This window comes from Streptomyces sp. NRRL B-24484, assembly GCF_000717715.1.
In the GTDB taxonomy this organism is placed as follows: Bacteria; Actinomycetota; Actinomycetes; order Streptomycetales; family Streptomycetaceae; genus Kitasatospora.
The window spans coordinates 64,897-83,860 of the sequence record NZ_JOAI01000050.1 but is presented as its reverse complement, the minus strand read 5'-3'; the positions used below and the strand labels follow the sequence as shown (position 1 = coordinate 83,860).

Annotated in this window: 20 protein-coding genes; 16 read left to right on the top strand and 4 right to left on the bottom strand. The window is 73.8% G+C overall.

Annotation, left to right across the window (positions count from 1 at the left end; genetic code table 11):
* Positions 1-82: 82 nt before the first annotated feature.
* From IE98_RS0134410 to IE98_RS0134400, 3 genes are read left to right on the top strand one after another with little or no spacing between them, the layout of a single operon-like run.
* Positions 83-913 carry a lysophospholipid acyltransferase family protein gene (locus IE98_RS0134410; RefSeq protein ID WP_052391366.1) on the top strand — a complete coding sequence of 277 codons (831 nt, stop codon included), beginning with the start codon at positions 83-85 and terminating at the stop codon, positions 911-913.
* On the top strand, positions 910-1,911 hold the full coding sequence (locus tag IE98_RS0134405) for an NAD(P)H-dependent glycerol-3-phosphate dehydrogenase (protein WP_030275723.1): 1,002 nt from the start codon (positions 910-912) through the stop codon (positions 1,909-1,911). The genes IE98_RS0134410 and IE98_RS0134405 overlap by 4 nt, the downstream gene beginning before the upstream one ends.
* Before the next feature lie 39 nt (positions 1,912-1,950).
* Complete coding sequence (locus tag IE98_RS0134400) at positions 1,951-3,096, top strand: D-alanine--D-alanine ligase family protein (protein ID WP_030275722.1); 1,146 nt, start codon at positions 1,951-1,953, stop codon at positions 3,094-3,096.
* Positions 3,097-3,230: 134 nt separating this feature from the next.
* Here IE98_RS0134400 and IE98_RS0134395 read toward each other — a convergent pair whose 3' ends face one another.
* Both IE98_RS0134395 and IE98_RS0134390 read right to left on the bottom strand, forming a co-directional pair.
* The gene (locus IE98_RS0134395; protein ID WP_030275721.1) at positions 3,231-3,734 is read right to left on the bottom strand and encodes a DUF3515 domain-containing protein; all 504 of its coding nucleotides are present in this window, start codon (positions 3,732-3,734) and stop codon (positions 3,231-3,233) included.
* Between the two features lie 19 nt (positions 3,735-3,753).
* On the bottom strand, positions 3,754-3,987 hold the full coding sequence (locus IE98_RS0134390; RefSeq protein WP_030275720.1) for an Lrp/AsnC family transcriptional regulator: 234 nt from the start codon (positions 3,985-3,987) through the stop codon (positions 3,754-3,756).
* A 160-nt stretch (positions 3,988-4,147) separates the two neighbouring features.
* Here IE98_RS0134390 and IE98_RS0134385 point away from each other — a divergent pair, with 160 nt between their 5' ends.
* The 3 genes from IE98_RS0134385 (at position 4,148) to thiD (ending at position 7,168) form a co-directional block, all read left to right on the top strand.
* Positions 4,148-5,116: a thiamine-phosphate kinase gene (locus IE98_RS0134385; RefSeq protein WP_030275719.1), complete on the top strand. Its 969-nt coding sequence runs from the start codon at positions 4,148-4,150 to the stop codon at positions 5,114-5,116.
* Between the two features lie 171 nt (positions 5,117-5,287).
* Positions 5,288-6,313, top strand: coding sequence for an ATP-dependent 6-phosphofructokinase (locus IE98_RS0134380; RefSeq protein WP_030275718.1), 1,026 nt, complete (start codon positions 5,288-5,290; stop codon positions 6,311-6,313).
* A 24-nt stretch (positions 6,314-6,337) separates the two neighbouring features.
* A complete protein-coding gene (thiD, locus tag IE98_RS0134375; protein ID WP_052391361.1) occupies positions 6,338-7,168 on the top strand; it encodes a bifunctional hydroxymethylpyrimidine kinase/phosphomethylpyrimidine kinase in 831 nt (276 codons plus the stop codon).
* 137 nt (positions 7,169-7,305) lie between these two features.
* Here the strand turns inward: thiD and rpmB are convergent, their stop codons facing one another.
* The gene (rpmB, locus tag IE98_RS47150; RefSeq protein WP_014138233.1) at positions 7,306-7,491 is read right to left on the bottom strand and encodes a 50S ribosomal protein L28; all 186 of its coding nucleotides are present in this window, start codon (positions 7,489-7,491) and stop codon (positions 7,306-7,308) included.
* A 325-nt stretch (positions 7,492-7,816) separates the two neighbouring features.
* Between rpmB and IE98_RS0134370 the strand changes: the two genes are divergently transcribed.
* From IE98_RS0134370 to mutM, 10 genes are all read left to right on the top strand, one after another.
* Entirely contained in the window at positions 7,817-9,454 is a 1,638-nt protein-coding gene (locus IE98_RS0134370) for a DAK2 domain-containing protein (RefSeq protein ID WP_030275716.1), read from the top strand.
* Positions 9,455-9,502: 48 nt separating this feature from the next.
* On the top strand, positions 9,503-11,704 hold the full coding sequence (gene recG / locus IE98_RS0134365) for an ATP-dependent DNA helicase RecG (RefSeq protein WP_030275715.1): 2,202 nt from the start codon (positions 9,503-9,505) through the stop codon (positions 11,702-11,704).
* 135 nt (positions 11,705-11,839) lie between these two features.
* Positions 11,840-12,352: a hypothetical protein gene (locus IE98_RS0134360; RefSeq protein WP_030275714.1), complete on the top strand. Its 513-nt coding sequence runs from the start codon at positions 11,840-11,842 to the stop codon at positions 12,350-12,352.
* 125 nt (positions 12,353-12,477) lie between these two features.
* Entirely contained in the window at positions 12,478-13,062 is a 585-nt protein-coding gene (gene rsmD / locus IE98_RS0134355; protein ID WP_030275713.1) for a 16S rRNA (guanine(966)-N(2))-methyltransferase RsmD, read from the top strand.
* Between the two features lie 30 nt (positions 13,063-13,092).
* The gene (coaD, locus tag IE98_RS0134350; RefSeq protein ID WP_030275712.1) at positions 13,093-13,578 is read left to right on the top strand and encodes a pantetheine-phosphate adenylyltransferase; all 486 of its coding nucleotides are present in this window, start codon (positions 13,093-13,095) and stop codon (positions 13,576-13,578) included.
* A 221-nt stretch (positions 13,579-13,799) separates the two neighbouring features.
* Positions 13,800-14,936, top strand: coding sequence for an ATP synthase F0 subunit B (locus tag IE98_RS0134345; protein ID WP_030275711.1), 1,137 nt, complete (start codon positions 13,800-13,802; stop codon positions 14,934-14,936).
* A 173-nt stretch (positions 14,937-15,109) separates the two neighbouring features.
* Entirely contained in the window at positions 15,110-15,754 is a 645-nt protein-coding gene (locus IE98_RS0134340; protein WP_030275710.1) for a YceD family protein, read from the top strand.
* A gap of 2 nt (positions 15,755-15,756) precedes the next feature.
* Positions 15,757-15,930: a 50S ribosomal protein L32 gene (rpmF, locus tag IE98_RS0134335; protein ID WP_030275709.1), complete on the top strand. Its 174-nt coding sequence runs from the start codon at positions 15,757-15,759 to the stop codon at positions 15,928-15,930.
* Between the two features lie 20 nt (positions 15,931-15,950).
* Positions 15,951-16,727, top strand: coding sequence for a ribonuclease III (rnc, locus tag IE98_RS0134330; protein WP_043175798.1), 777 nt, complete (start codon positions 15,951-15,953; stop codon positions 16,725-16,727).
* A 10-nt stretch (positions 16,728-16,737) separates the two neighbouring features.
* Positions 16,738-17,601, top strand: coding sequence for a bifunctional DNA-formamidopyrimidine glycosylase/DNA-(apurinic or apyrimidinic site) lyase (gene mutM / locus IE98_RS0134325; RefSeq protein ID WP_030275707.1), 864 nt, complete (start codon positions 16,738-16,740; stop codon positions 17,599-17,601).
* A 262-nt stretch (positions 17,602-17,863) separates the two neighbouring features.
* On the opposite strand, the gene IE98_RS0134320 is transcribed toward mutM, so the two are convergent.
* The gene (locus IE98_RS0134320; protein WP_052391364.1) at positions 17,864-18,784 is read right to left on the bottom strand and encodes a hypothetical protein; all 921 of its coding nucleotides are present in this window, start codon (positions 18,782-18,784) and stop codon (positions 17,864-17,866) included.
* Positions 18,785-18,964 lie beyond the last annotated feature (180 nt).

Sequence of the window (18,964 nt, the reverse complement as noted above, 5' to 3'; positions counted from 1 at the left end):
GCGTACGGGGGCCGGCGCCGGGGCCCCGACCGGGCACACCGGACGGCGATCGAGGACCGCGGCACCCCACGTGCCGCACCGGATGAGGAGGAGCTGGGTGGCCCGCCGCTCGTACGCCAGTTTCGGCAACGCCGACTACGGGATCTGGTACCGCTTCGCGGCCGTCCTCGTGAAGCCGGTGACCAATGCACTGGCGAAGACCGAATGGAGCGGCTGGGAGAACCTGCCGAAGGAGGGCGGCTTCATCGCGGCCGTCAACCACAATTCGGTGATCGACCCTGTGTTCTACGCCCACTGGCAGTACAACAGCGGCCGCCCGCCGCGGATACTCGGCAAGTCCCAGCTGTTCTCGGTGCCGTTCATCGGCTTCATGCTGCGCAAGACCGGCCAGATCCCGGTGTTCCGCGAGTCCACCGACGCCGCCGAGGCGTTCCGGGCCGCCATCGACGCCATCGACGGCGGCCAGTGCGTGCAGTTCTACCCGGAGGGCACGCTGACCCGCGACCCGGACCTGTGGCCGATGACCGGCAAGAGCGGCGCCGCCCGCGTCGCGCTGATGACCGGTGCGCCCGTCATCCCGGTCGCCCACTGGGGCGCCCACGAGATCATCCCGCCGTACGGCCGCGGCGGTAAGGGCAAGTACCACCTCTTCCCGCGGCACACCGTGAAGGTCGCCTCCGGACCGCCGGTCGACCTGAGCAAGTACCAGGGCCAGGAGCTCACCGCGCAGGTGCTCCGGGACGCCACCGAGGACATCATGGCGGCCATCACCGCCGTCCTGGAGGGCATCCGCGGCGAGGAGGCCCCCGCCGAGCGCTACGACATGCGCAAGGCCGCCCGCGAGCGCGCCGCCGCCGCGGCCGCCAAGCGCGACCGGGCCCGCAAGGGCGACGCCGAGGAGCGTGCCGAGTGACCCGCTGCGCCGTCTTCGGCACCGGATCCTGGGGCACCGCCTTCGCGATGGTGCTCGCCGACGCGGGCTGCGAGGTCGTGCTCTGGGGGCGCCGCAAGGAGCTCGTCGAGGCGATCGACCGCACCCACGAGAACCCGGACTACCTGCCGGGCATCGAACTGCCCGCCCGCGTGCGGGCCACCACCGACGCCGCCGAGGCGCTGGCCGGCGCCGACTTCGCGGTGCTCGCCGTGCCCTCGCAGACGCTGCGCGCCAACCTGGCCGCCTGGGCGCCGCTGATCGAGCCGCAGACCGTCCTGGTCAGCCTGATGAAGGGCATCGAACTCGGCACCGCGGAGCGGATGAGCGAGGTGATCCAGGAGGTCGCCGGGGTCGGCCCGGAGCGCGTCGCGGTGGTCTCCGGCCCCAACCTGGCGATGGAGATCGCCCGCCGGCAGCCGGCCGCCAGTGTGGTCGCCTGCACCGACGAGGCCGTCGCCCAGCGCTTCCAGAAGGCCTGCCACACCCCGTACTTCCGGCCCTACACCAACACCGACGTGGTCGGCTGCGAGCTCGGCGGCGCGGTGAAGAACGTCATCGGCCTGGCCGTCGGCATGGCGGCCGGCATGGGGCTCGGCGACAACACCAAGGCCACCCTGATCACCCGCGGCCTGGCCGAGACCACCCGGCTCGGCCTCGCGCTCGGTGCCGACGCGCACACCTTCGCCGGCCTCGCCGGCATGGGCGACCTGGTGGCCACCTGCTCCTCGCCGCTGTCGCGCAACAACACCTTCGGCATGAACCTCGGCCGGGGCATGACCCTGGAGGAGACCGTCGCCGCCACCCGGCAGACCGCGGAGGGCGTGAAGTCCTGCGAGTCGGTGCTCGACCTGGCCCGGCGCAACGGCGTCGACATGCCGATCGTGCAGGCCGTGGTGGACGTCGTCCACAACGGGCGCCCCACCCAGGAGGTGCTCGCCGGTCTGATGGCGCGCTCGGCGAAGCCGGAGCGACGGTGACCGGAACCGCGGGTTTCGCACGGTAGTCTCACGTCCGATATGAGCATCGAACAGACCTCCCCGAACCAGTCCGGCGGCAAGCCCCGGGTTGCGATCGTCTTCGGCGGCCGCAGCTCCGAGCACGCGATCTCGGTCGTCACGGCCGGCAGCGTGCTCAAGGCGATCGACCGGAGCAAGTACGAGGTGCTGCCGATCGGCATCACCCACGAGGGCCGCTGGGCGCTGGTCGGTGACGAGCCGTCCCGGATGGCCATCACCGACGGCCGGCTGCCCGACGTCGACCGGGTCGCCGAGTCCGCCGAGGGCCAGGTCTCGCTGCCGATCGCGCCGGGCAACCGCGAGGTCGTCCTCAGCGAGCCCGGCAGCACCCCCAAGGTGCTCGGCGAGGTGGACGTCGTCCTGCCGCTGCTGCACGGCCCCTGGGGCGAGGACGGCACCGTCCAGGGCATGCTGGAGCTCTCCGGGGTGCCGTACGTCGGCTCCGGCGTGCTCGCCAGTGCGGCGGGCATGGACAAGGAGTTCACCAAGCGGATCCTCGACTCGCACGGCATCGGCGTCGGCGACTGGACGGTCGTCCGCCCGCGCGACTGGGAGACCGAGGAGGGCCGCACCGCGGCCCGCGAGCGGATCGCCGCACTCGGCCTGCCGCTGTTCGTGAAGCCCTGCCGGGCCGGCTCGTCCATGGGCATCAGCAAGGTCAAGCACCTCGCCGACCTGGACGCGGCGATCGAGGAGGCCCGCCGCCACGACCCCAAGATCATCGTGGAGCGGGGCGTCGAGGGCCGCGAGATCGAGTGCGCCGTCCTGGAGTTCGAGGACGGGCCGCGCGCCAGCCTGCCCGCCGAGGTCCTGGTCGGCGGCGACTTCGAGTTCTACGACTTCGAGGCCAAGTACATCGACTCCTCCGAGGTCGAGATCCCGGCGAAGCTCACCGCCGAGGAGACCGCCGAGATCCGCCGCCAGGCCGTGGCCGCCTTCGAGGCGCTCGGCTGCGAGGGCCTCGCCCGGGTCGACTTCTTCCTGCTGAACGACGGCCGGTGGATGGTCAACGAGATCAACACCATGCCCGGCTTCACCCCGATCTCCGCCTACCCGAAGATGTGGGAGGCCACCGGGATGCCCTACCCGGAGCTGATCGACCGTCTGCTGCAGGCGGCCCTGCGCCGCTCCACCGGCCTGCGGTGAGCGGGGGACCGGCTTAGGGACGCGGGTGTCATGACTGCACGGGCCGTGCCCGGGCCGTACGGTGGCCCGCATCCGAATCGCGCGGTTCCCCGCGTCCCTCGGTGCCGCCCTCCCGGGCCCCTTCGGGTCACCCCTCAGAGGCCCTCGGGGATCGCGGTCCTCACCGCGTCGGAGATCGCCGGGATCGGGTCGGCGTAGTTCGGGTAGGCGCCCTTCGGCACCAGCACCTCCACGTACGCCTTGCGCAGCGTGGTCACGAACCGGTACCCGCCGTCGCCGTCCCGGGAGAAGCCCCACTGCACCCCGTTGATCTCGGGGGAGTTCTTCAGCGGGTCGTCGTCGAGGTAACCGGGCCGCTCGATGCCGCAGCGCAGCACCGTCCGCGGCGAGCTCGCCCAGGCGGCGGTGTACGGCGAGGCGGGCGTCGGGTCCCTGCGGGCGTGGCCCTGGACGGACTGCGGCAGTGCCCGGTCGAGCGCCTCGCAGTACCGCGCAACCGCGGCCGACGGCGCCGGCGGTGCGACCTCGTCACCGCCGCCGTTGCCGACGAGCAGCAGCGTGCAGCCCAACAGCGCCGCGGGCGGGGCGAGCCAGCGGACGGGGGCGGGGAGCGACGCGAGCGGACGGGAGGAGGCCACCCGCCGATGGTATCCGCGCCTACAGGCGCACCACCGGACAGGTCAGCGTGCGCGTGATGCCCTCGATCTGCTGCACCTGGGCGACCACCAGCCGGCCCAGGTCGTCGATGGACCCGGCCTCGGCGCGCACGATCACGTCGTACGGGCCGGTGACGTCCTCGGCCTGGACGACGCCTTCGATCTTCGCGATGGACTCGGCGACCGCGGTGGCCTTGCCCACTTCGGTCTGGATCAGGATGTACGCCTGTACCACGGGAGACCTCCAGGCGGCTGGGGGGGTGGGCTGGCCGTCAGTCCGATCACCACGCTACCGCGCCCCTCCCCGGGGAGGGGAGACTTCTGCAGGGCCCGAGGGCGTACGCTGCGCGCGGGGGCGCGCGAGGACCGCGCCGGTTGATTCGAGAGGACGGCAGATGCAGGGGACCGTGGGCGAGCTCGGCGAGTTCGGACTCATCAGGGAGCTCACCGCCCGGCTGGAGCCGACACCGGCCGTCGACCTCGGCCCCGGCGACGACGCGGCCGTGGTGAAGGCCCCCGACGGCCGCGTGGTGGCCACCACCGACGTGCTGATCGAGGGCCGGCACTTCCGCCGGGACTGGTCCACCGCCTACGACGTGGGCCGCAAGTCCGCCGCGCAGAACCTCGCCGACGTGGCCGCGATGGGTGCCGTGCCGACCGCGATCCTGCTCGGCTTCGTCGCCCCGGCCGACCTGCCCGCGACCTGGGCCACCGAGCTGATGGACGGGCTGCGCGACGAGTGCAAGGTGGCCGGCGCCGCCGTCGTCGGCGGCGACGTGGTGCGCGGCGACGCCGTGACCCTCGCCATCACCGCCCTCGGCGACCTGCAGGGCCGCCGCCCGGTGCTGCGCTCCGGCGCCCAGGTGGGCGACGTGGTCGCCGTCACCGGCTGGCTGGGCTGGTCCGCGGCCGGACTGACGGTCCTCCAGCGGGGCTTCCGCTCGCCGCGGGCCTTCGTCGAGGCGCACCGCCGTCCCGAACCGCCGTACCACGCGGGCCCGGCCGCCGCCGACCTGGGCGCCACCTCGATGGTCGACGTCAGCGACGGCCTGGTGGCCGACCTCGGGCACGTCGCCGCGGCCAGCGGCGTGGACATCGACCTGCGTGCCGCCGACTTCGACGTCCCCGCGCAGATGGCCGACATCGGGCAGGCGGTCGGCGTGGACCCGCTGCTGTGGGTGCTCTCCGGCGGCGAGGACCACGCCATCGTGGCGACCTTCCCCAAGAGCGTTCAGCTGCCCGCCCGGTGGCGGGTGGTCGGCGAGGTCGTCCGCACCGCCCGGCCCGGCCGCGGCGGCCGGGTCACCGTCGACGGGGCGCCCTGGGAGCGGGTCGGCGGCTGGGACCACTTCGCCGCCGAGTGACCCCGGACGGGTGAGTCCGGGCCTGGCGCGGTGGGGCTCCCGGCACGGTTGCAGCGCGTAGTCTTGCCGGTGGTGCCGGGGCGGCCGACCCGTCCGGCCCGGCCGCCCGGTGCCGACCGGCCCGGACGCCACCGACTCGGGGCCGCCCCGCCCCAGGGAGACCAGGCCACCATGCGTATCGGCGTCCTCACCAGCGGCGGCGACTGCCCCGGCCTCAACGCGGTCATCCGCTCGATCGTCCACCGCGGCACCGACGTGCACGGCGACGAGATCGTCGGCATCGAGGACGGCTTCCTCGGCCTGATCGAGGGCCGGGCCCGCACCGTCTCGCACGACGACGTGACCGGCCTGCTCACCCTCGGCGGCACCGTGCTCGGCTCCGCGCGGGTGCGGCGGGACCGCATCGAGCAGGCCGTCCGGGAGAGCCGCGAACTCGCCGGGGCCCTCGGCATCGACGCCCTGATCACCATCGGCGGCGAGGGCACGCTGACCGCCGCCCGGATGTTCAGCGACGCCGGGCTGCCCGTGGTCGGCGTGCCCAAGACCATCGACAACGACATCGACGCCACCGACGTCACCTTCGGCTTCGACACCGCCGTGCACGTCGCCACCGAGGCGATCGACCGGCTGAAGACCACCGCCGAGTCGCACCAGCGGGTGATGGTGGTGGAGCTGATGGGACGGCACACCGGCTGGATCACCCTCACCGCGGGCATGGCCGGCGGCGCCCACGGCATCCTGATCCCGGAGAAGCCGTTCGACATCGAGGCCGTGGCGCGGATGGTCGAGGAACGCTTCCGGCGCGGCAAGAAGTTCGCCATCATCGCCGTCGCCGAGGGCGCCCGGCCGATGCCCGGCACGCTGCGCTTCGACCACGGCGGCGTCGACCAGTACGGGCACCAGACCTTCGGGGGCATCGGCAACAAGCTCGCCCGCGAGCTGGAGGACATCCTCGGCACCGAGGCCCGGCCGGTGATCCTCGGCCACACCCAGCGCGGCGGCTGCCCGACCGCCCGCGACCGGGCCCTCGCCACCCGCTTCGGCTGGCACGCCGTCGAGGCCGTCCACAAGGGCGCCTTCGGACACTTCACGGCCCTGCGCGGCAGCGAGGTCGAACTGCTGCCGATCGCCGACGGGGTGCGGGAACTCAAGACCGTCCCCGAGTACCGCTGGCTGGAGTCGGAGGCCGTGCTCTGAGGCCTCCCCGGTAGGTTGTCGGGCATGGCTCCGACTGAACCGACCCCCGTGCCCGCCGGCCCCGCCGCCCCGCCCCGTGTGCTCACGGTGGCCGGATCGGACAGCGGCGGCGGCGCCGGGATCCAGGCCGACCTGAAGGCGATGCTCGCGCTCGGCGTGCACGGGATGAGCGTGATCACCGCCGTGACCGCGCAGAACTCGCTCGGCGTCCAGGGCTACTGGGAGCTGCCCGCGGAGGCCGTCCGCGCGCAGTTCCGCAGCGTGGTCGACGACATCGGCGTGCAGGCCGTGAAGACCGGCATGCTGGCCTCGGTCGAGCTGGTCGGGACGGTCTCCGAACTGCTCGCCGACGTCGGTGCGCCGGTCGTGGTCGACCCGGTCGGGGTGTCCAAGCACGGGGACGCGCTGCTCGCCGCCGAGGCGGTCGCCACCGTCCGCGAGCTGCTGCTGCCGGTCGCGACGGTCGCCACCCCCAACCTGCACGAGGTGGCGCAGCTCACCGGGGTCGTCGTCGAGGACGAGAAGGACCTGCCGGCCGCGGCCGAGGCGGTGCTCGCGCTCGGCCCGCGCTGGGCCCTCGTCAAGGGCGGCCACCTGGCCGGCGAGGCCGTCGACCTGCTGGCCGGCGCCGACGGGGAACGCCACTGGTACCGGGCCGCGCGCTACGACAACCGGCACACCCACGGCACGGGCTGCACCCTGGCCAGCGCGATCGCCGCCGAGCTCGCCAAGGGCAGCGAGGTGCCGGAGGCCGTCGGGGCCGCCAAGGCCTACGTCACCGGGGCGATCGCGGCCGGCTTCGCGCTGGGTGCCGGGATCGGCCCGGTCGACCACGGCTGGCGCACCCGCGGCTGACCGCCGCACCCGTGCGGGGGCCGGCCACGGCCCCCGCACGGGTGCGGCGGCATGCCGGAACGGGCGGGAGAAGCAGGAAAGCCGACCCACCCGAGGGTGGATCGGCTGTCCGGAGGACCGGCTTACCGGTCTGCGCGTCAGCGCGAGACCTTACCGGCCTTGATGCACGAGGTGCAGACGTTGAGCCGCTTCGGCGTCCGCCCAATCACAGCGCGCACCGTCTGGATGTTGGGGTTCCAACGACGGGGGGTACGGCGGTGAGAGTGGGAGATGCTGTTGCCGAAGCCCGGCCCCTTGCCGCAGACGTCGCAGTTGGCAGCCACAGGAGTCACTCCAAGACTTCAGATCAGGTACGTTCGAAAACCCCGGCTGAACCCACCGACACCACGCACGTGGGGCGAATCGGATCAAGGGGTGAGCCCGGGTCGTTCCGGGCAACCGGGAGAGCATACAACGCCTGCTCCCGAGCTACGAAACTACCATGTCGGTGCCGGTGATCGTGCCCGGGCGGCGCGCGGGCCGCGGACGCTCCCGGCCGCGACGCCCCCGCCCGGCCCCGATAACCTGCCAGCATCGCCCCACCGCCACCGCCTCCGGCAGCCCCCGCGCCGGCGGGCGCTCCCGTGGCGTTCACCCGGAGGAGACCTGGTGCTGGACACGCTCGACGCCACGGCCGTCCGCACCTGGTGCCGCCTGGCGCTGACCGCCCTCGGCCAGGCCCGGGAGGAGATCGACGCGCTCAACGTCTACCCCGTCCCGGACGGCGACACCGGCACCAACCTCTACCTCACCGTCGAGGCCGCCACCGAGGCCGCCGAGGAAGCCTCGGGCGACCCGGCGGCCGACGGCGACGGCCTCGGCCCGGTCACCGCCGCGATGGCCCGCGGCGCGCTCATCGGTGCCCGCGGAAACTCCGGCGTGATCCTCGCCCAGTGGCTGCGCGGCCTCGCCGAGGGCCTGGCCGACGGCGGCGACGCCCCCGCCCTGCGCCGCGCCCTGCCGCGCGCCGCCGAGGCCGCCTACCTGGCCGTCGCCGACCCGGTCGAGGGCACCCTGCTCACCGTCGCCGCCGAGGCCGCCCGCGCCGCCGCCGCCGAGGACGGCAGCCTCGCCGACACCGCCCGCACCGCCTGCACCGCCGCCCGGGCCGCCCTCCAGCACACCCCCGAGCAGCTCGACGTCCTCGCCGAGGCCGGCGTGGTCGACGCCGGCGGCCGCGGCCTGGTCGCCGTCCTCGGCGCGCTCGCCGACACCGTCCTCGGCCACACCCCGATGGGGCCGATGGCGCTGCGCCACGAGACCGTCCGGCCGCTCCCCGCCCACCACGACGACTGCGAGGGCCACGCCCGGCTGCCCGGCCACCCCGCCTTCGAGGTCATCTACCTGCTGGAGGCCGACGAGGACGCGATGCCCGCCCTGCGCACCCGGCTCGCCGCCCTCGGCGACTCCCTGGTGGTCGGCGGCGGCGACGGCCTGTGGAACGTCCACGTGCACGTCGACGACGCGGGCGCCGCCGTCGAGGCCGGCGTCGAGGCGGGCCGGCCCTACCGGATCCGGATCACCCACTTCGCCGAGGCGGCCGCCCGCGCCGGCGCCGCGGGCAGCCGCCCCGAGTCCTCCGCCCCCGCCCGCGCGGTGCTCAGCGTCGTCAGCGGCCACGGCCTCGCCGACCTCTGCGAGCAGGCCGGCTCCGCCGTGCTGCACGCCGACCCCGACCGCCCGCCGGTCAGCGCCGAACTCGCCGACGCCGTCCGCCGCTGCGCCGCGCGCGAGGTGATCGTGCTGCTCAACGACCCCGAGCTGCGCGCCGCCGCCGGCGCCGCCGCCGACCAGCTGCGCGAGGAGGGCCTGCGGATCGCCGTGCTGCCCACCCGCTCCCCGGTCCAGGGGCTCGCCGCGCTCGCCGTCCACGACGCCGGCCGCCGCTTCGACGAGGACGTGGTCGCCATGACCTCCGCGGCCGGCGCCACCCGGCACGCCGAACTCGCCGTCGCCGAGGGGGAGTCCTGGACGATGGCGGGCGTCTGCCAGGCCGGCGACATGCTCGGCCTGATCGACGGCGACGTCGCCGTCATCGGCACCGACACCGCCGAGACCGCCGGCACCCTGCTCGACCGGATGCTCGCCGCCGGCGGCGAACTCGTCACCCTCGTGCTCGGCGCCGACGCCCCCGAGCACCTCGCCGAGGACCTCGTCGCCCACGCCCGGCGGCAGCGCCCCGAGGTCGACACCGTCGTCTACCACGGCGGCCAGGAGTCCGAGCTGCTGCTCATCGGCGTGGAGTGAGCCCGCACGGGCCCGCGGTGTCGTCGCCGTGGTGTCCAATAGGGCGTGATGGGCGCTCTCGATGAACCACTGACCAAGCTGGTCGGCGACCGCACCGCCAAGGTCCTCGCCGACTCCCTCAAGCTGCGCACGGTCGGCGACCTGCTGCACCACTACCCGCGCCGGTACGTCGAGCGCGGACAGCTCACCAGCCTCGACGAGCTGGAGGTGGACGAGCACGCCACCGTCCTCGCCCGGATCGAGAAGGTCACCCTGATCCCGTTCCGCGGCCGCAAGGGCGACCGGCTGGAGGTGATCGTCACCGACGGGCGCAGCCGGCTCACCCTCGTCTTCTTCAACCAGGGCTGGCGGCAGAAGGACCTCCGCCCCGGCGCGCAGGGCCTGTTCGCCGGCAAGGTCGGCCTCTTCAACCGCACCCGCCAGCTCGCCTCGCCCGACTACCAGCTGCTCGACGAGGACGCCGACAGCGGCGTCGCGAGCGCCTTCGCCGGCCGGCTCATCCCGGTCTACCCGGCCAGTGCCCAGATGCCCAGCTGGAAGCTGGTCAAGTGCGTCGAGATCGCCCTGGACAAGCACCTCGCCGACGTCGGCGAACCGCTGCCCGCCGAGCTGCGCGCCGCGCACGGACTGATCCCGCTGCCCGAGGCCCTCGAACTGATCCACCGGCCGCGCACCCAGGCCGACCGCGAACGCGCCCAGGCCCGGCTGCGCTGGGACGAGGCCTTCGTGCTGCAGGTCGCCCTCGCCCGCCGCCGCGCCGCCGACTCCGCACTGTCCGCCACCGCCCGGCACCGCCGCCCCGGCGGCCTGCTCGACGCCTTCGACGCGCGGCTGCCGTTCCGGCTGACCGACGGTCAGCAGAAGGTCTGCGCCGAGATCTTCGACGACGTCGCGAGCGAGCACCCGATGCACCGGCTGCTGCAGGGCGAGGTCGGCTCCGGCAAGACCCTCGTCGCGCTGCGCGCCATGCTCGGCGTGGTCGACGCGGGCGGCCAGGCCGTGATGCTCGCCCCCACCGAGGTGCTCGCCCAGCAGCACCACCGCTCGATCGTGGAGATGATGGGCGACCTCGCCGAGGGCGGCATGCTGGGCGGCTCCGAACTCGGCACCAAGGTGGTGCTGCTCACCGGCTCCATGGGCGTGCCCGCCCGCCGCCAGGCGATGCTCGACATGGCCTGCGGCGACGCCGGCATCACCATCGGCACGCACGCCCTGATCGAGGACAAGGTGCAGTTCCAGGACCTCGGCCTGGTCGTCGTCGACGAGCAGCACCGCTTCGGCGTCGAGCAGCGGGACGCGCTGCGCGCCAAGGGCGAGCAGCCGCCGCACCTGCTGGTGATGACGGCGACGCCGATCCCGCGGACGGTCGCGATGACCGTCTTCGGCGACCTGGAGACCTCCGTCCTCGACCAGCTGCCGGCCGGCCGCTCGCCGATCTCCAGCCACGTGGTGCCCGCCGTCGAGAAGCCCACCTTCCTCGCCCGCACCTGGGAGCGGGTGCGCGAGGAGGTCGGCAAGGGCCACCAGGCGTACGTGGTCTGCCCGCGGATCGGCGACGAGCCGGAGGAGCCCCGGAAGAAGCGGAAGGCGGCCGAGGAGGACCTGGAGGACGTCGGCGCCGCGGGCGACGACCGCCGGCCGCCGATGTCCGTGGTCGAGACGGCGGGGATGCTCGCGAAGGGGCCGCTCGCCGGCCTGCGGATCGAGATCCTGCACGGCCGGCTCGCCCCGGAGGCCAAGGACGACGTCATGAAGCGCTTCGCGGCCGGGCAGGTCGACGTGCTCGTCGCCACCACCGTCATCGAGGTCGGTGTCAACGTCCCCAACTCCACCGTGATGGTGATCATGGACGCCGACCGCTTCGGCGTCTCGCAGCTGCACCAGCTGCGCGGCCGGGTCGGGCGCGGCAGCGCGCCCGGGCTCTGCCTGCTGGTCAGCGACATGCCGGCGGCGAGCCCGGCCCGCGCCCGGCTGGACGCGGTGGCCGGCACCCTGGACGGCTTCGAGCTGTCCCGGATCGACCTGGAGCAGCGCCGCGAGGGCGACGTGCTCGGACAGGCGCAGTCGGGTGTGAAGTCCTCGCTCAAGGTGCTCAGCGTGCTGGCGGACGAGGACGTCATCGCCACCGCCCGCGAGGAGGCCACCCGCCTGGTCGCCGCCGACCCGGACCTCACCGACCACCCCGATCTGCGCACCGCCCTGGAGAGCCTGCTGGACGAGGACCGCGCCGAGTACCTGGAGAAGGGCTGACGGAGGGCCCCGCAGGCCGCCGGCAGGCCCGCCGGCGGCCCCGTGCCCCCGGTGGTTGTCAGTGCCCGGAGGGAGAATGGTGTTGTTCGGGCGCACTCCCAACAGGCTTGCCCGGCACGACACTTGGGGGTCTCCATGGCATTCCGCCATCTCAACGAACTGCCGCTCGGCGACAAGGTCTTCCGGATCGAGCTCGCGAGCGAGGACGACCGCGAGGTCACCCTCACCCTGAACGGCTGGCGCGAGGGGGCGGCCGCCACCCCGTTCGCCTCCGGCCGGCTCCGGCTGCCGGTGGAGGACGTCGCGAGCCTGCGGATCGCGCTCAACCGGGCGCTGCGCGCCCTCGCGATCGTCGCCGACGTCGCCGAGCCGATCCCCGACCGCGACGTGCTGCGCGAGCTGTACCCGGGCCACGGCGCCCCCTGGGTCCCGCAGCACGAGGAGGAGCTCGTCCGCCGCTTCCACGACGGCGAGACGATCGCCCGGATCGCCGCCCGCTACGGCCGCACCCCGGACTCCGTCCGCACCAAGCTCCGCGAGCTCGGCCACGACCCGCGCCGTCCGGAGCACTGCCCGCCGGACGGCTGCCTGTCCTGGTCCCGGTTCGCCTCGCCGGCGCTGCTGGGGTCGGCCGCCGCCGCCGAGTGACGCACCGCTCCGGGCGGGGCGGCGGCCGGGTGGCGCGTCCGGCCGCGCGGCACGCTTGAATGGGGGAGCCCCGCGGTCCGCCGGCGGGGCTCCGCAGCGACAGGCACGAGAGGACCGCGCACCCCATGACCCGCGTCATCGCCGGCACCGCCGGCGGCCGCCGGCTGGCCGTACCGCCCGGCCGGACCACCCGACCCACCTCCGACAAGGCGCGGGAGGCGATGTTCTCCACGCTGGAGGCGCTGCGCGGCACCGTGCGCGGGGCGCGGATGCTCGACCTGTTCGGCGGGTCGGGGGCGGTCGGCCTGGAGGCGCTCTCGCGCGGCGCGGAGCACGCGCTGCTGGTCGAGTCGGACGCGAGCGCCGCCCGGGTGATCCGGGAGAACGTGCGCACCCTGGGCCTGCCGGGCGCCGAGGTGCGCGCCGACCGGGCCGAGCGGGTGATCGCCGGGCCCGCCCCGGCGGTCCCGTACGACCTGGTGTTCATGGACCCGCCGTACTCGGTGACGGACGACCAGGTGCGGGAGATGCTGATCACACTCCGTGCCGGGGGCTGGATCGCGGAGGACGTTCTGGTCACCGTGGAACGCAGCACCCGCGGTGGCGAGTTCGGCTGGCCGGAGGGCTTCGAAGCGCTGCGCTCGCGCAGGTACGGCGAGGGCACCCTCTGGTACGGTCGCGCCGCCGACGAGCCCGATCGACACTCGTAGCACCGGTTACCCCACAAGGGAGCACACGACATGCGCCGCGCCGTCTGTCCGGGGTCCTTCGACCCCATCACCAACGGACACCTCGACATCATCGAGCGGGCCTCCCGGCTCTACGACGTGGTCCATGTCGCCGTCCTGATCAACAAGAACAAGCAGGGCATGTTCACCGTCGAGGAGCGCATCGGGCTCATCGAGGAGACCACCGCCAAGCTCGGCAACGTGAAGGTCGAGTCGCACAACGGCCTGCTGGTCGACTTCTGCCGGGAGCGCGGCATCCCGGCGATCATCAAGGGCCTGCGCGCGGTCAGCGACTTCGACTACGAGCTGCAGATGGCCCAGATGAACCACGGGCTCAGCGGGGTCGAGACGCTCTTCGTGCCGACCTCGCCGACCTACAGCTTCCTCTCCTCGACGCTGGTCAAGGAGGTCGCCTCGCTCGGCGGCGACGTCTCGCACCTGCTGCCCGAGACGGTGCACCGCCGGCTGGTCGACCGGATCGCGGAGCGCCGCGGCTGAGGCGGGGCCCGGTCGCCGCGTTCGGAACACTCCGCTCGAAACGGACAATCCCGGCGAACCGTCACGGCCGCCGGCGGGGCCGGAACGCCCGGCCCCGCCGGATGTTGTGAGCCGCGCCCCCTGTGGCCGTACAGTCTGTAGTCCTGCCCCGCGGCGCCGCCGTGCTCCGGGGTCTGCCTCCGCCAGGACCCCCGGCGGCACACGGAAAGACAGAAGCGCCCGTGGACGTGCAGCAGCAACTGGACGAGATCGTCGCGTCGGTGGAGAACGCCCGTGCCATGCCGATGTCGGCGTCGTGTGTGGTGAACCGGGCCGACCTGGTCGGCATGCTCCGTGACCTGAAGGCCGCGCTGCCCGCCGAGCTCGCGCAGGCCCAGTCGGTGGTCGCCGACCACCACCAGGTGGTCGCCGACGCGCAGGCCCAGGCCGAGGAGATCATCCGCGGGGCGCACGACGAGCGCGGCTCGCTCATCTCCGACACCGAGGTCGTGATGCGCGCCCGCGCGGAGGCCGACCGGATCCTCGCCGAGGCCCGGGCCGAGGTGGAGACCAAGCGCGCGGAGGCCGACGACTACGTCGACTCCAAGCTCGCCAACTTCGAGGTCGTGCTGACCAAGACGCTGGGCGCGGTCGGCCGCGGCCGGCAGAAGCTGCGCGGCGCGGGCGTCTACGAGCCGGAGGGCGAGCAGGGCGAGGACGGCGAGGAGTTCCAGCCGCGGGTCAGCCCGAGCCCGGAGGCCGACGAGTACGTCGACGTCAAGCTCGCCACCCTGGAGGCCGTGCTCGGCGCCACCCTGGAGGCGGTCGGCAAGGGCCGCGACAAGCTGCTCGGCAAGAAGCCCATCGACGAGCTCGGCGCCTACCTGGCCGCCGCCGACGAGGCCCAGCAGCAGAAGGACCGCGCCGAGGCGGTGGCCGCCGGCTTCGCGACCGAGGGCGAGGAGCAGCCCTGGTACCGCGAGGAGGTGCCGCAGCAGCAGGCCTGGCCCGACCAGACGCCCGCCGCGGCCGGCTGGCAGAACCCGGGCGAGGACCCGTACGGCAACCAGGGCGCCCCGCAGTACGCCGACGTGTACGGCGGCGGCTACGACCCCTCCGCGGGCGGCCAGACCGACCCGTACGGCAACCAGTACGGCTACCAGCAGCCCGCCGCGGCCTACCAGGGCCAGGAGGGCGTGGCGGACGGCTACTACCAGCAGCAGGGCTACCAGGCCGACCCGTACGGCGCGCAGTACGGCTACCAGCAGCAGCCGCAGGGCCAGGTGCCGCACCAGCAGCAGGCCGGCCTGGACGAGACGAGCTTCTTCGACACCAGCATGATCGACATGACCAAGCTGCGGGAGCTCGGCGGCCGCTGACGGACGGCGGGTCGGGCACCGACTTTGGGCCTGGCCCGACTCTCCGGTAGTCTGACCACTCCGGCCTGTTCGCACCGGCCCCGTCGTGTGCCCGCACACCGGCCACGCACACCCCCGTAGAAGGCTCCGCGGAACGCAGGGATGCGTACCGCCCCCCAGGAAGTCAGGACACCTTGAACCGCCTCGACCACCGCGACCCGCTCGTGTTCGACACGCACGAACTCGGTCGTCGCCCCGGCTCGATGCGCACGGTGTCGCGGACCCTGGAGGCCCCGCAGGGCCTGGGCATCGCGGACGTCATCGGGGTGCCGGAGAAGAGCGAGATCGCGCTCGACCTCCGCCTGGAGTCGGTCGTCGAGGGCGTGCTGGTCACCGGCACCGCCGAGACGCACGTCGAGGGCGAGTGCGTGCGCTGCCTGGAGCCGATGGACGACGACCTGGAGGTCGACTTCCAGGAGCTCTACTACTACCCGGAGTCCGACGAGCGCCACCGCGCCCGGACGGCCGGGACGGAGGACCTCGACGAGGACTCCGAGGACGAGACTTACCGACTGGAGGGCGACTTCTTCGACCTCCAGCCGGTGCTGCGTGACGCGGTGGTGCTCGCACTGCCGCTGCAGCCGGTGTGCCAGGACGACTGCCTGGGCCTCTGCTCCGAGTGCGGGGCACGCCTGAGCGACGACCCGGACCACCACCACGACGCCGCCGACCCCCGGTGGGCGGCTCTGCAGGGACTCTCCGCCGCCCCCGGCGACGAGGGTGACGAGAACAAGAACAGCGACACCCGTGAGGGTCTCGCCGAGAACCAGGAGAAGTAGCCGTGGCTGTTCCGAAGCGGAAGATGTCGCGCAGCAACACGCGCCACCGCCGGTCCAACTGGAAGGCCGTCGCGCCGGCGCTCGTCGCGTGCGACCGCTGCCACGAGCCGAAGCTGGCGCACATCGCGTGCCCGAGCTGCGGCACGTACAACCGTCGCCAGGTCCTCTCGGTCTGATCGGCGGGGTGCACGGATCGATGTCGGACGGCAACTCCTCCCGCAAGCCGGGCCCTTCGAACGGGGGCAAGGGCGGCGGGCCGGCCTCGACCGAATACGACGTCCTGGAAGGGCGCCTCGGGTACGAGCTCGAGCGCGCCCTTCTGGTACGCGCCCTCACCCACCGCTCGTACGCGTACGAGAACGGCGGGCTGCCCACCAACGAGCGCCTCGAATTCCTCGGTGACTCGGTGCTGGGCCTCGTGGTGACCGACACCCTCTACCGCCTCCACCCGGAGGTCGCCGAGGGCACGCTCGCCAAACTCCGCGCCGCGGTGGTGAACTCCCGCGCGCTCGCCGAGGTCGGCCGCGGCCTGGAGCTCGGCACCTTCATCCGCCTGGGCAAGGGCGAGGAGGGCACCGGCGGCCGCGACAAGTCGTCGATCCTCGCCGACACCGTCGAGGCCGTGATCGGCGCCGTCTACCTCGACCGGGGCCTGGACGCCGCCACCGAGTTCGTCCACCGGCTGTTCGACCCGCTGATCGAGGAGTCCTCGCAGCTCGGCGCCGGCCTGGACTGGAAGACCAGCCTCCAGGAGCTCACCGCGGCCGTCGGCATCGGCGTGCCGGAGTACGTGGTCTCCGAGTCCGGTCCCGACCACGAGAAGACCTTCGACGCCGCCGCCCGCGTCGCCGGCCAGGACTTCGGGCACGGCAGCGGCCGCTCGAAGAAGGAGGCCGAGCAGAAGGCCGCCGAGAGCGCCTGGCGCGCCATCAAGGCCAAGTACGCCGAGAGCACGCCCGACACCACCGGCTGAGGCGGCCCGTATGCCCGAGCTCCCCGAGGTCGAGGTCGTCCGGCGCGGTCTGGCCCGCTGGACGGCCGGCCGGACCGTGGCCGAGGTGCAGGTCCTGCACCCGCGCTCGGTCCGCCGGCACACCGCGGGCGGCGAGGACTTCGCCGCCCGCCTCGCCGGCACCACCTTCGGCGAGGCCCACCGCCGCGGCAAGTACCTGTGGGTGCCGCTCGCCGGCACCGGCCACTCGATGGTCGGCCACCTCGGAATGAGTGGACAGCTGCTCGTCCAGGACCCGGCCGCCCCCGACGAGACCCACCTGCGGGTGCGGTTCCGCTTCACCGACGGCGGCCGCGAACTGCGCTTTGTCGACCAGCGGACCTTCGGCGGCCTCGCCGTCGAGGAGGCCGAGGACGGCGACCCGGAGGCCACCCCCGTCTCGCTCGCCCACATCGCCCGCGACCCGCTGGACGAGCGCTTCGACGACACCGCGTTCGTCGCCGCCCTGCGGGCCCGGCGGACGACCGTCAAGCGGGCCCTGCTCGACCAGACGCTGATCAGCGGCGTCGGCAACATCTACGCCGACGAGTCGCTCTGGCGCGCCAGGCTCCACTACGACCGGCCCACCGCCGGCATCACCCGCCCCCGCGCCGCCGAACTCCTCGGCCACGCCCGGGACGTGATGAACGCGGCGCTCGCCGTCGGCGGCACCACCTTCGACAGCCTCTACGTCAACGTGAACGGCGAGAGCGGGTACTTCGCCCGCGACCTCGACGCGTACGGGCGCGAGGGAGCGCCGTGCCACCGCTGCGGGACGCCGATCCGCCGCGCCGCCTGGATGAACCGCTCCAGCTACTTCTGCCCCCGCTGCCAGCCGGTCCCGCGCCAGCGGTAGGCGCGCGGCAGACCCCCTGGGGGCGCGGGGAACTGCGCAATGGGGGGAGCGGGCCACCGTACAGATTCAGGGCATGACCGATTGCGCACCGGTGCCCGATCCCGGACTGCGCAGTTCTCCCCCAGCCGTCGGCCGGGAGGTACCCCCACACGCCCCCTCAGGTGCTGCTGCCTGAGGTGCTGCCCTGGGGTGCCGCCCTGAGGTGCTGCCCTGGGGTGCCGCCCTGAGGTGCTGCCCTGAGGTGCCGCCCCGGGGCGGGGTTTCAGTGGTCGGCGAGTTCGGGCTGGTGGGGTTCGGCGCCGTGGAGGGCGCCCTCGTCCTCGCCGAACCAGGCGACGCCGACCGCGCTGACCACCGCCAGGACGAAGCCGATCGCGGCCAGCCAGCCCAGGCCGTCCCGCGAGGAGTCGCCCAGCCAGATCACCCCGACCGCGCCCGGCACCACCGTCTCGCCGACCACCAGTGCGGCGGTCGCCCCGTTCACCGAGCCGACCTGCAGCGCCACGGTGTGCAGGTACATCCCGCCGAGGCCGCCGACCAGGATGGTGTACAGCGCCGGGTCCGACACCAGCGCCGCCAGGTCGAACGGCTGGACGCCGTCGAGGATCCGCACGCCGATGCCCAGCGCGCCGAAGCCGAGGCCGGACAGCAGGCCCGCCACGATCGCACCGCTGCGCCCCAGCCGCCGGACCAGCAGGCTGCCGCCCGCGATCAGCACCACCGTCACCGCCAGCAGCCACCAGTGCACCGACCGGGCGACCACGTGGCCGCCCTCGGGGCCGGCCGCGACGGCCAGCATCACCAGGGCCCCGCACAGCACGCCGATCGACACCCACTCCAACTGCTTCAGCCGCAGCCCGAGCAGCTTGACGCTGAGCAGCGCGGTGATGACCAGGTTGGCGCTGATGATCGTCTGGGAGAGGAACAGCGGCAGCAGCCGGGCGGCCAACGCGCCCAGCCCGAAGCCGACGAAGTCCAGCACCGTACCGAGGATGAACTCCCAGGTCACCGCGGCCTTCGCGGTCGAGGAGAGGCTGGGGCCGCCGTGCTCGGTCAGCGACACGCCGCCCTCGGACCGGGCGGCCTCCTCGCGCGCCGAGCGCCGGGCGCCGAGCGCCTGCAGGACGGAGCCGGTGCCGTAGCAGGCGGATGCCGCGACGGCGGTGACGAGGCCGATGAACACGAAGGCTCCGATCATGAGCGGACTGGCAGGCACCACTATGCCCCGTCCGCGGCGGCACCCGGCACCGCCGGGGGGTCTTCCGGCCGGTCGGCGGGGGAGGGATCAGACCGGGGGTGCAGATCGGGGCGCCCGACGTGCGACCGCAGGAGGGGGAGCGGCAGTGCGGGCGGTAGCGTCGGA

What these genes read in the sequence shown, in the direction of transcription:
- recG (WP_030275715.1), top strand. Translation starts at nt 9,503, where the DNA reads ATGGGCGCTCTCGATGAACCACTGACCAAGCTGGTCGGCGACCGCACC.
- IE98_RS0134380 (WP_030275718.1), top strand. Translation starts at nt 5,288, where the DNA reads ATGCGTATCGGCGTCCTCACCAGCGGCGGCGACTGCCCCGGCCTCAAC.
- IE98_RS0134360 (WP_030275714.1), top strand. Translation starts at nt 11,840, where the DNA reads ATGGCATTCCGCCATCTCAACGAACTGCCGCTCGGCGACAAGGTCTTC.
- IE98_RS0134400 (WP_030275722.1), top strand. Translation starts at nt 1,951, where the DNA reads ATGAGCATCGAACAGACCTCCCCGAACCAGTCCGGCGGCAAGCCCCGG.
- IE98_RS0134385 (WP_030275719.1), top strand. Translation starts at nt 4,148, where the DNA reads ATGCAGGGGACCGTGGGCGAGCTCGGCGAGTTCGGACTCATCAGGGAG.
- thiD (WP_052391361.1), top strand. Translation starts at nt 6,338, where the DNA reads ATGGCTCCGACTGAACCGACCCCCGTGCCCGCCGGCCCCGCCGCCCCG.
- IE98_RS0134410 (WP_052391366.1), top strand. Translation starts at nt 83, where the DNA reads ATGAGGAGGAGCTGGGTGGCCCGCCGCTCGTACGCCAGTTTCGGCAAC.
- mutM (WP_030275707.1), top strand. Translation starts at nt 16,738, where the DNA reads ATGCCCGAGCTCCCCGAGGTCGAGGTCGTCCGGCGCGGTCTGGCCCGC.
- rsmD (WP_030275713.1), top strand. Translation starts at nt 12,478, where the DNA reads ATGACCCGCGTCATCGCCGGCACCGCCGGCGGCCGCCGGCTGGCCGTA.
- rnc (WP_043175798.1), top strand. Translation starts at nt 15,951, where the DNA reads ATGTCGGACGGCAACTCCTCCCGCAAGCCGGGCCCTTCGAACGGGGGC.
- coaD (WP_030275712.1), top strand. Translation starts at nt 13,093, where the DNA reads ATGCGCCGCGCCGTCTGTCCGGGGTCCTTCGACCCCATCACCAACGGA.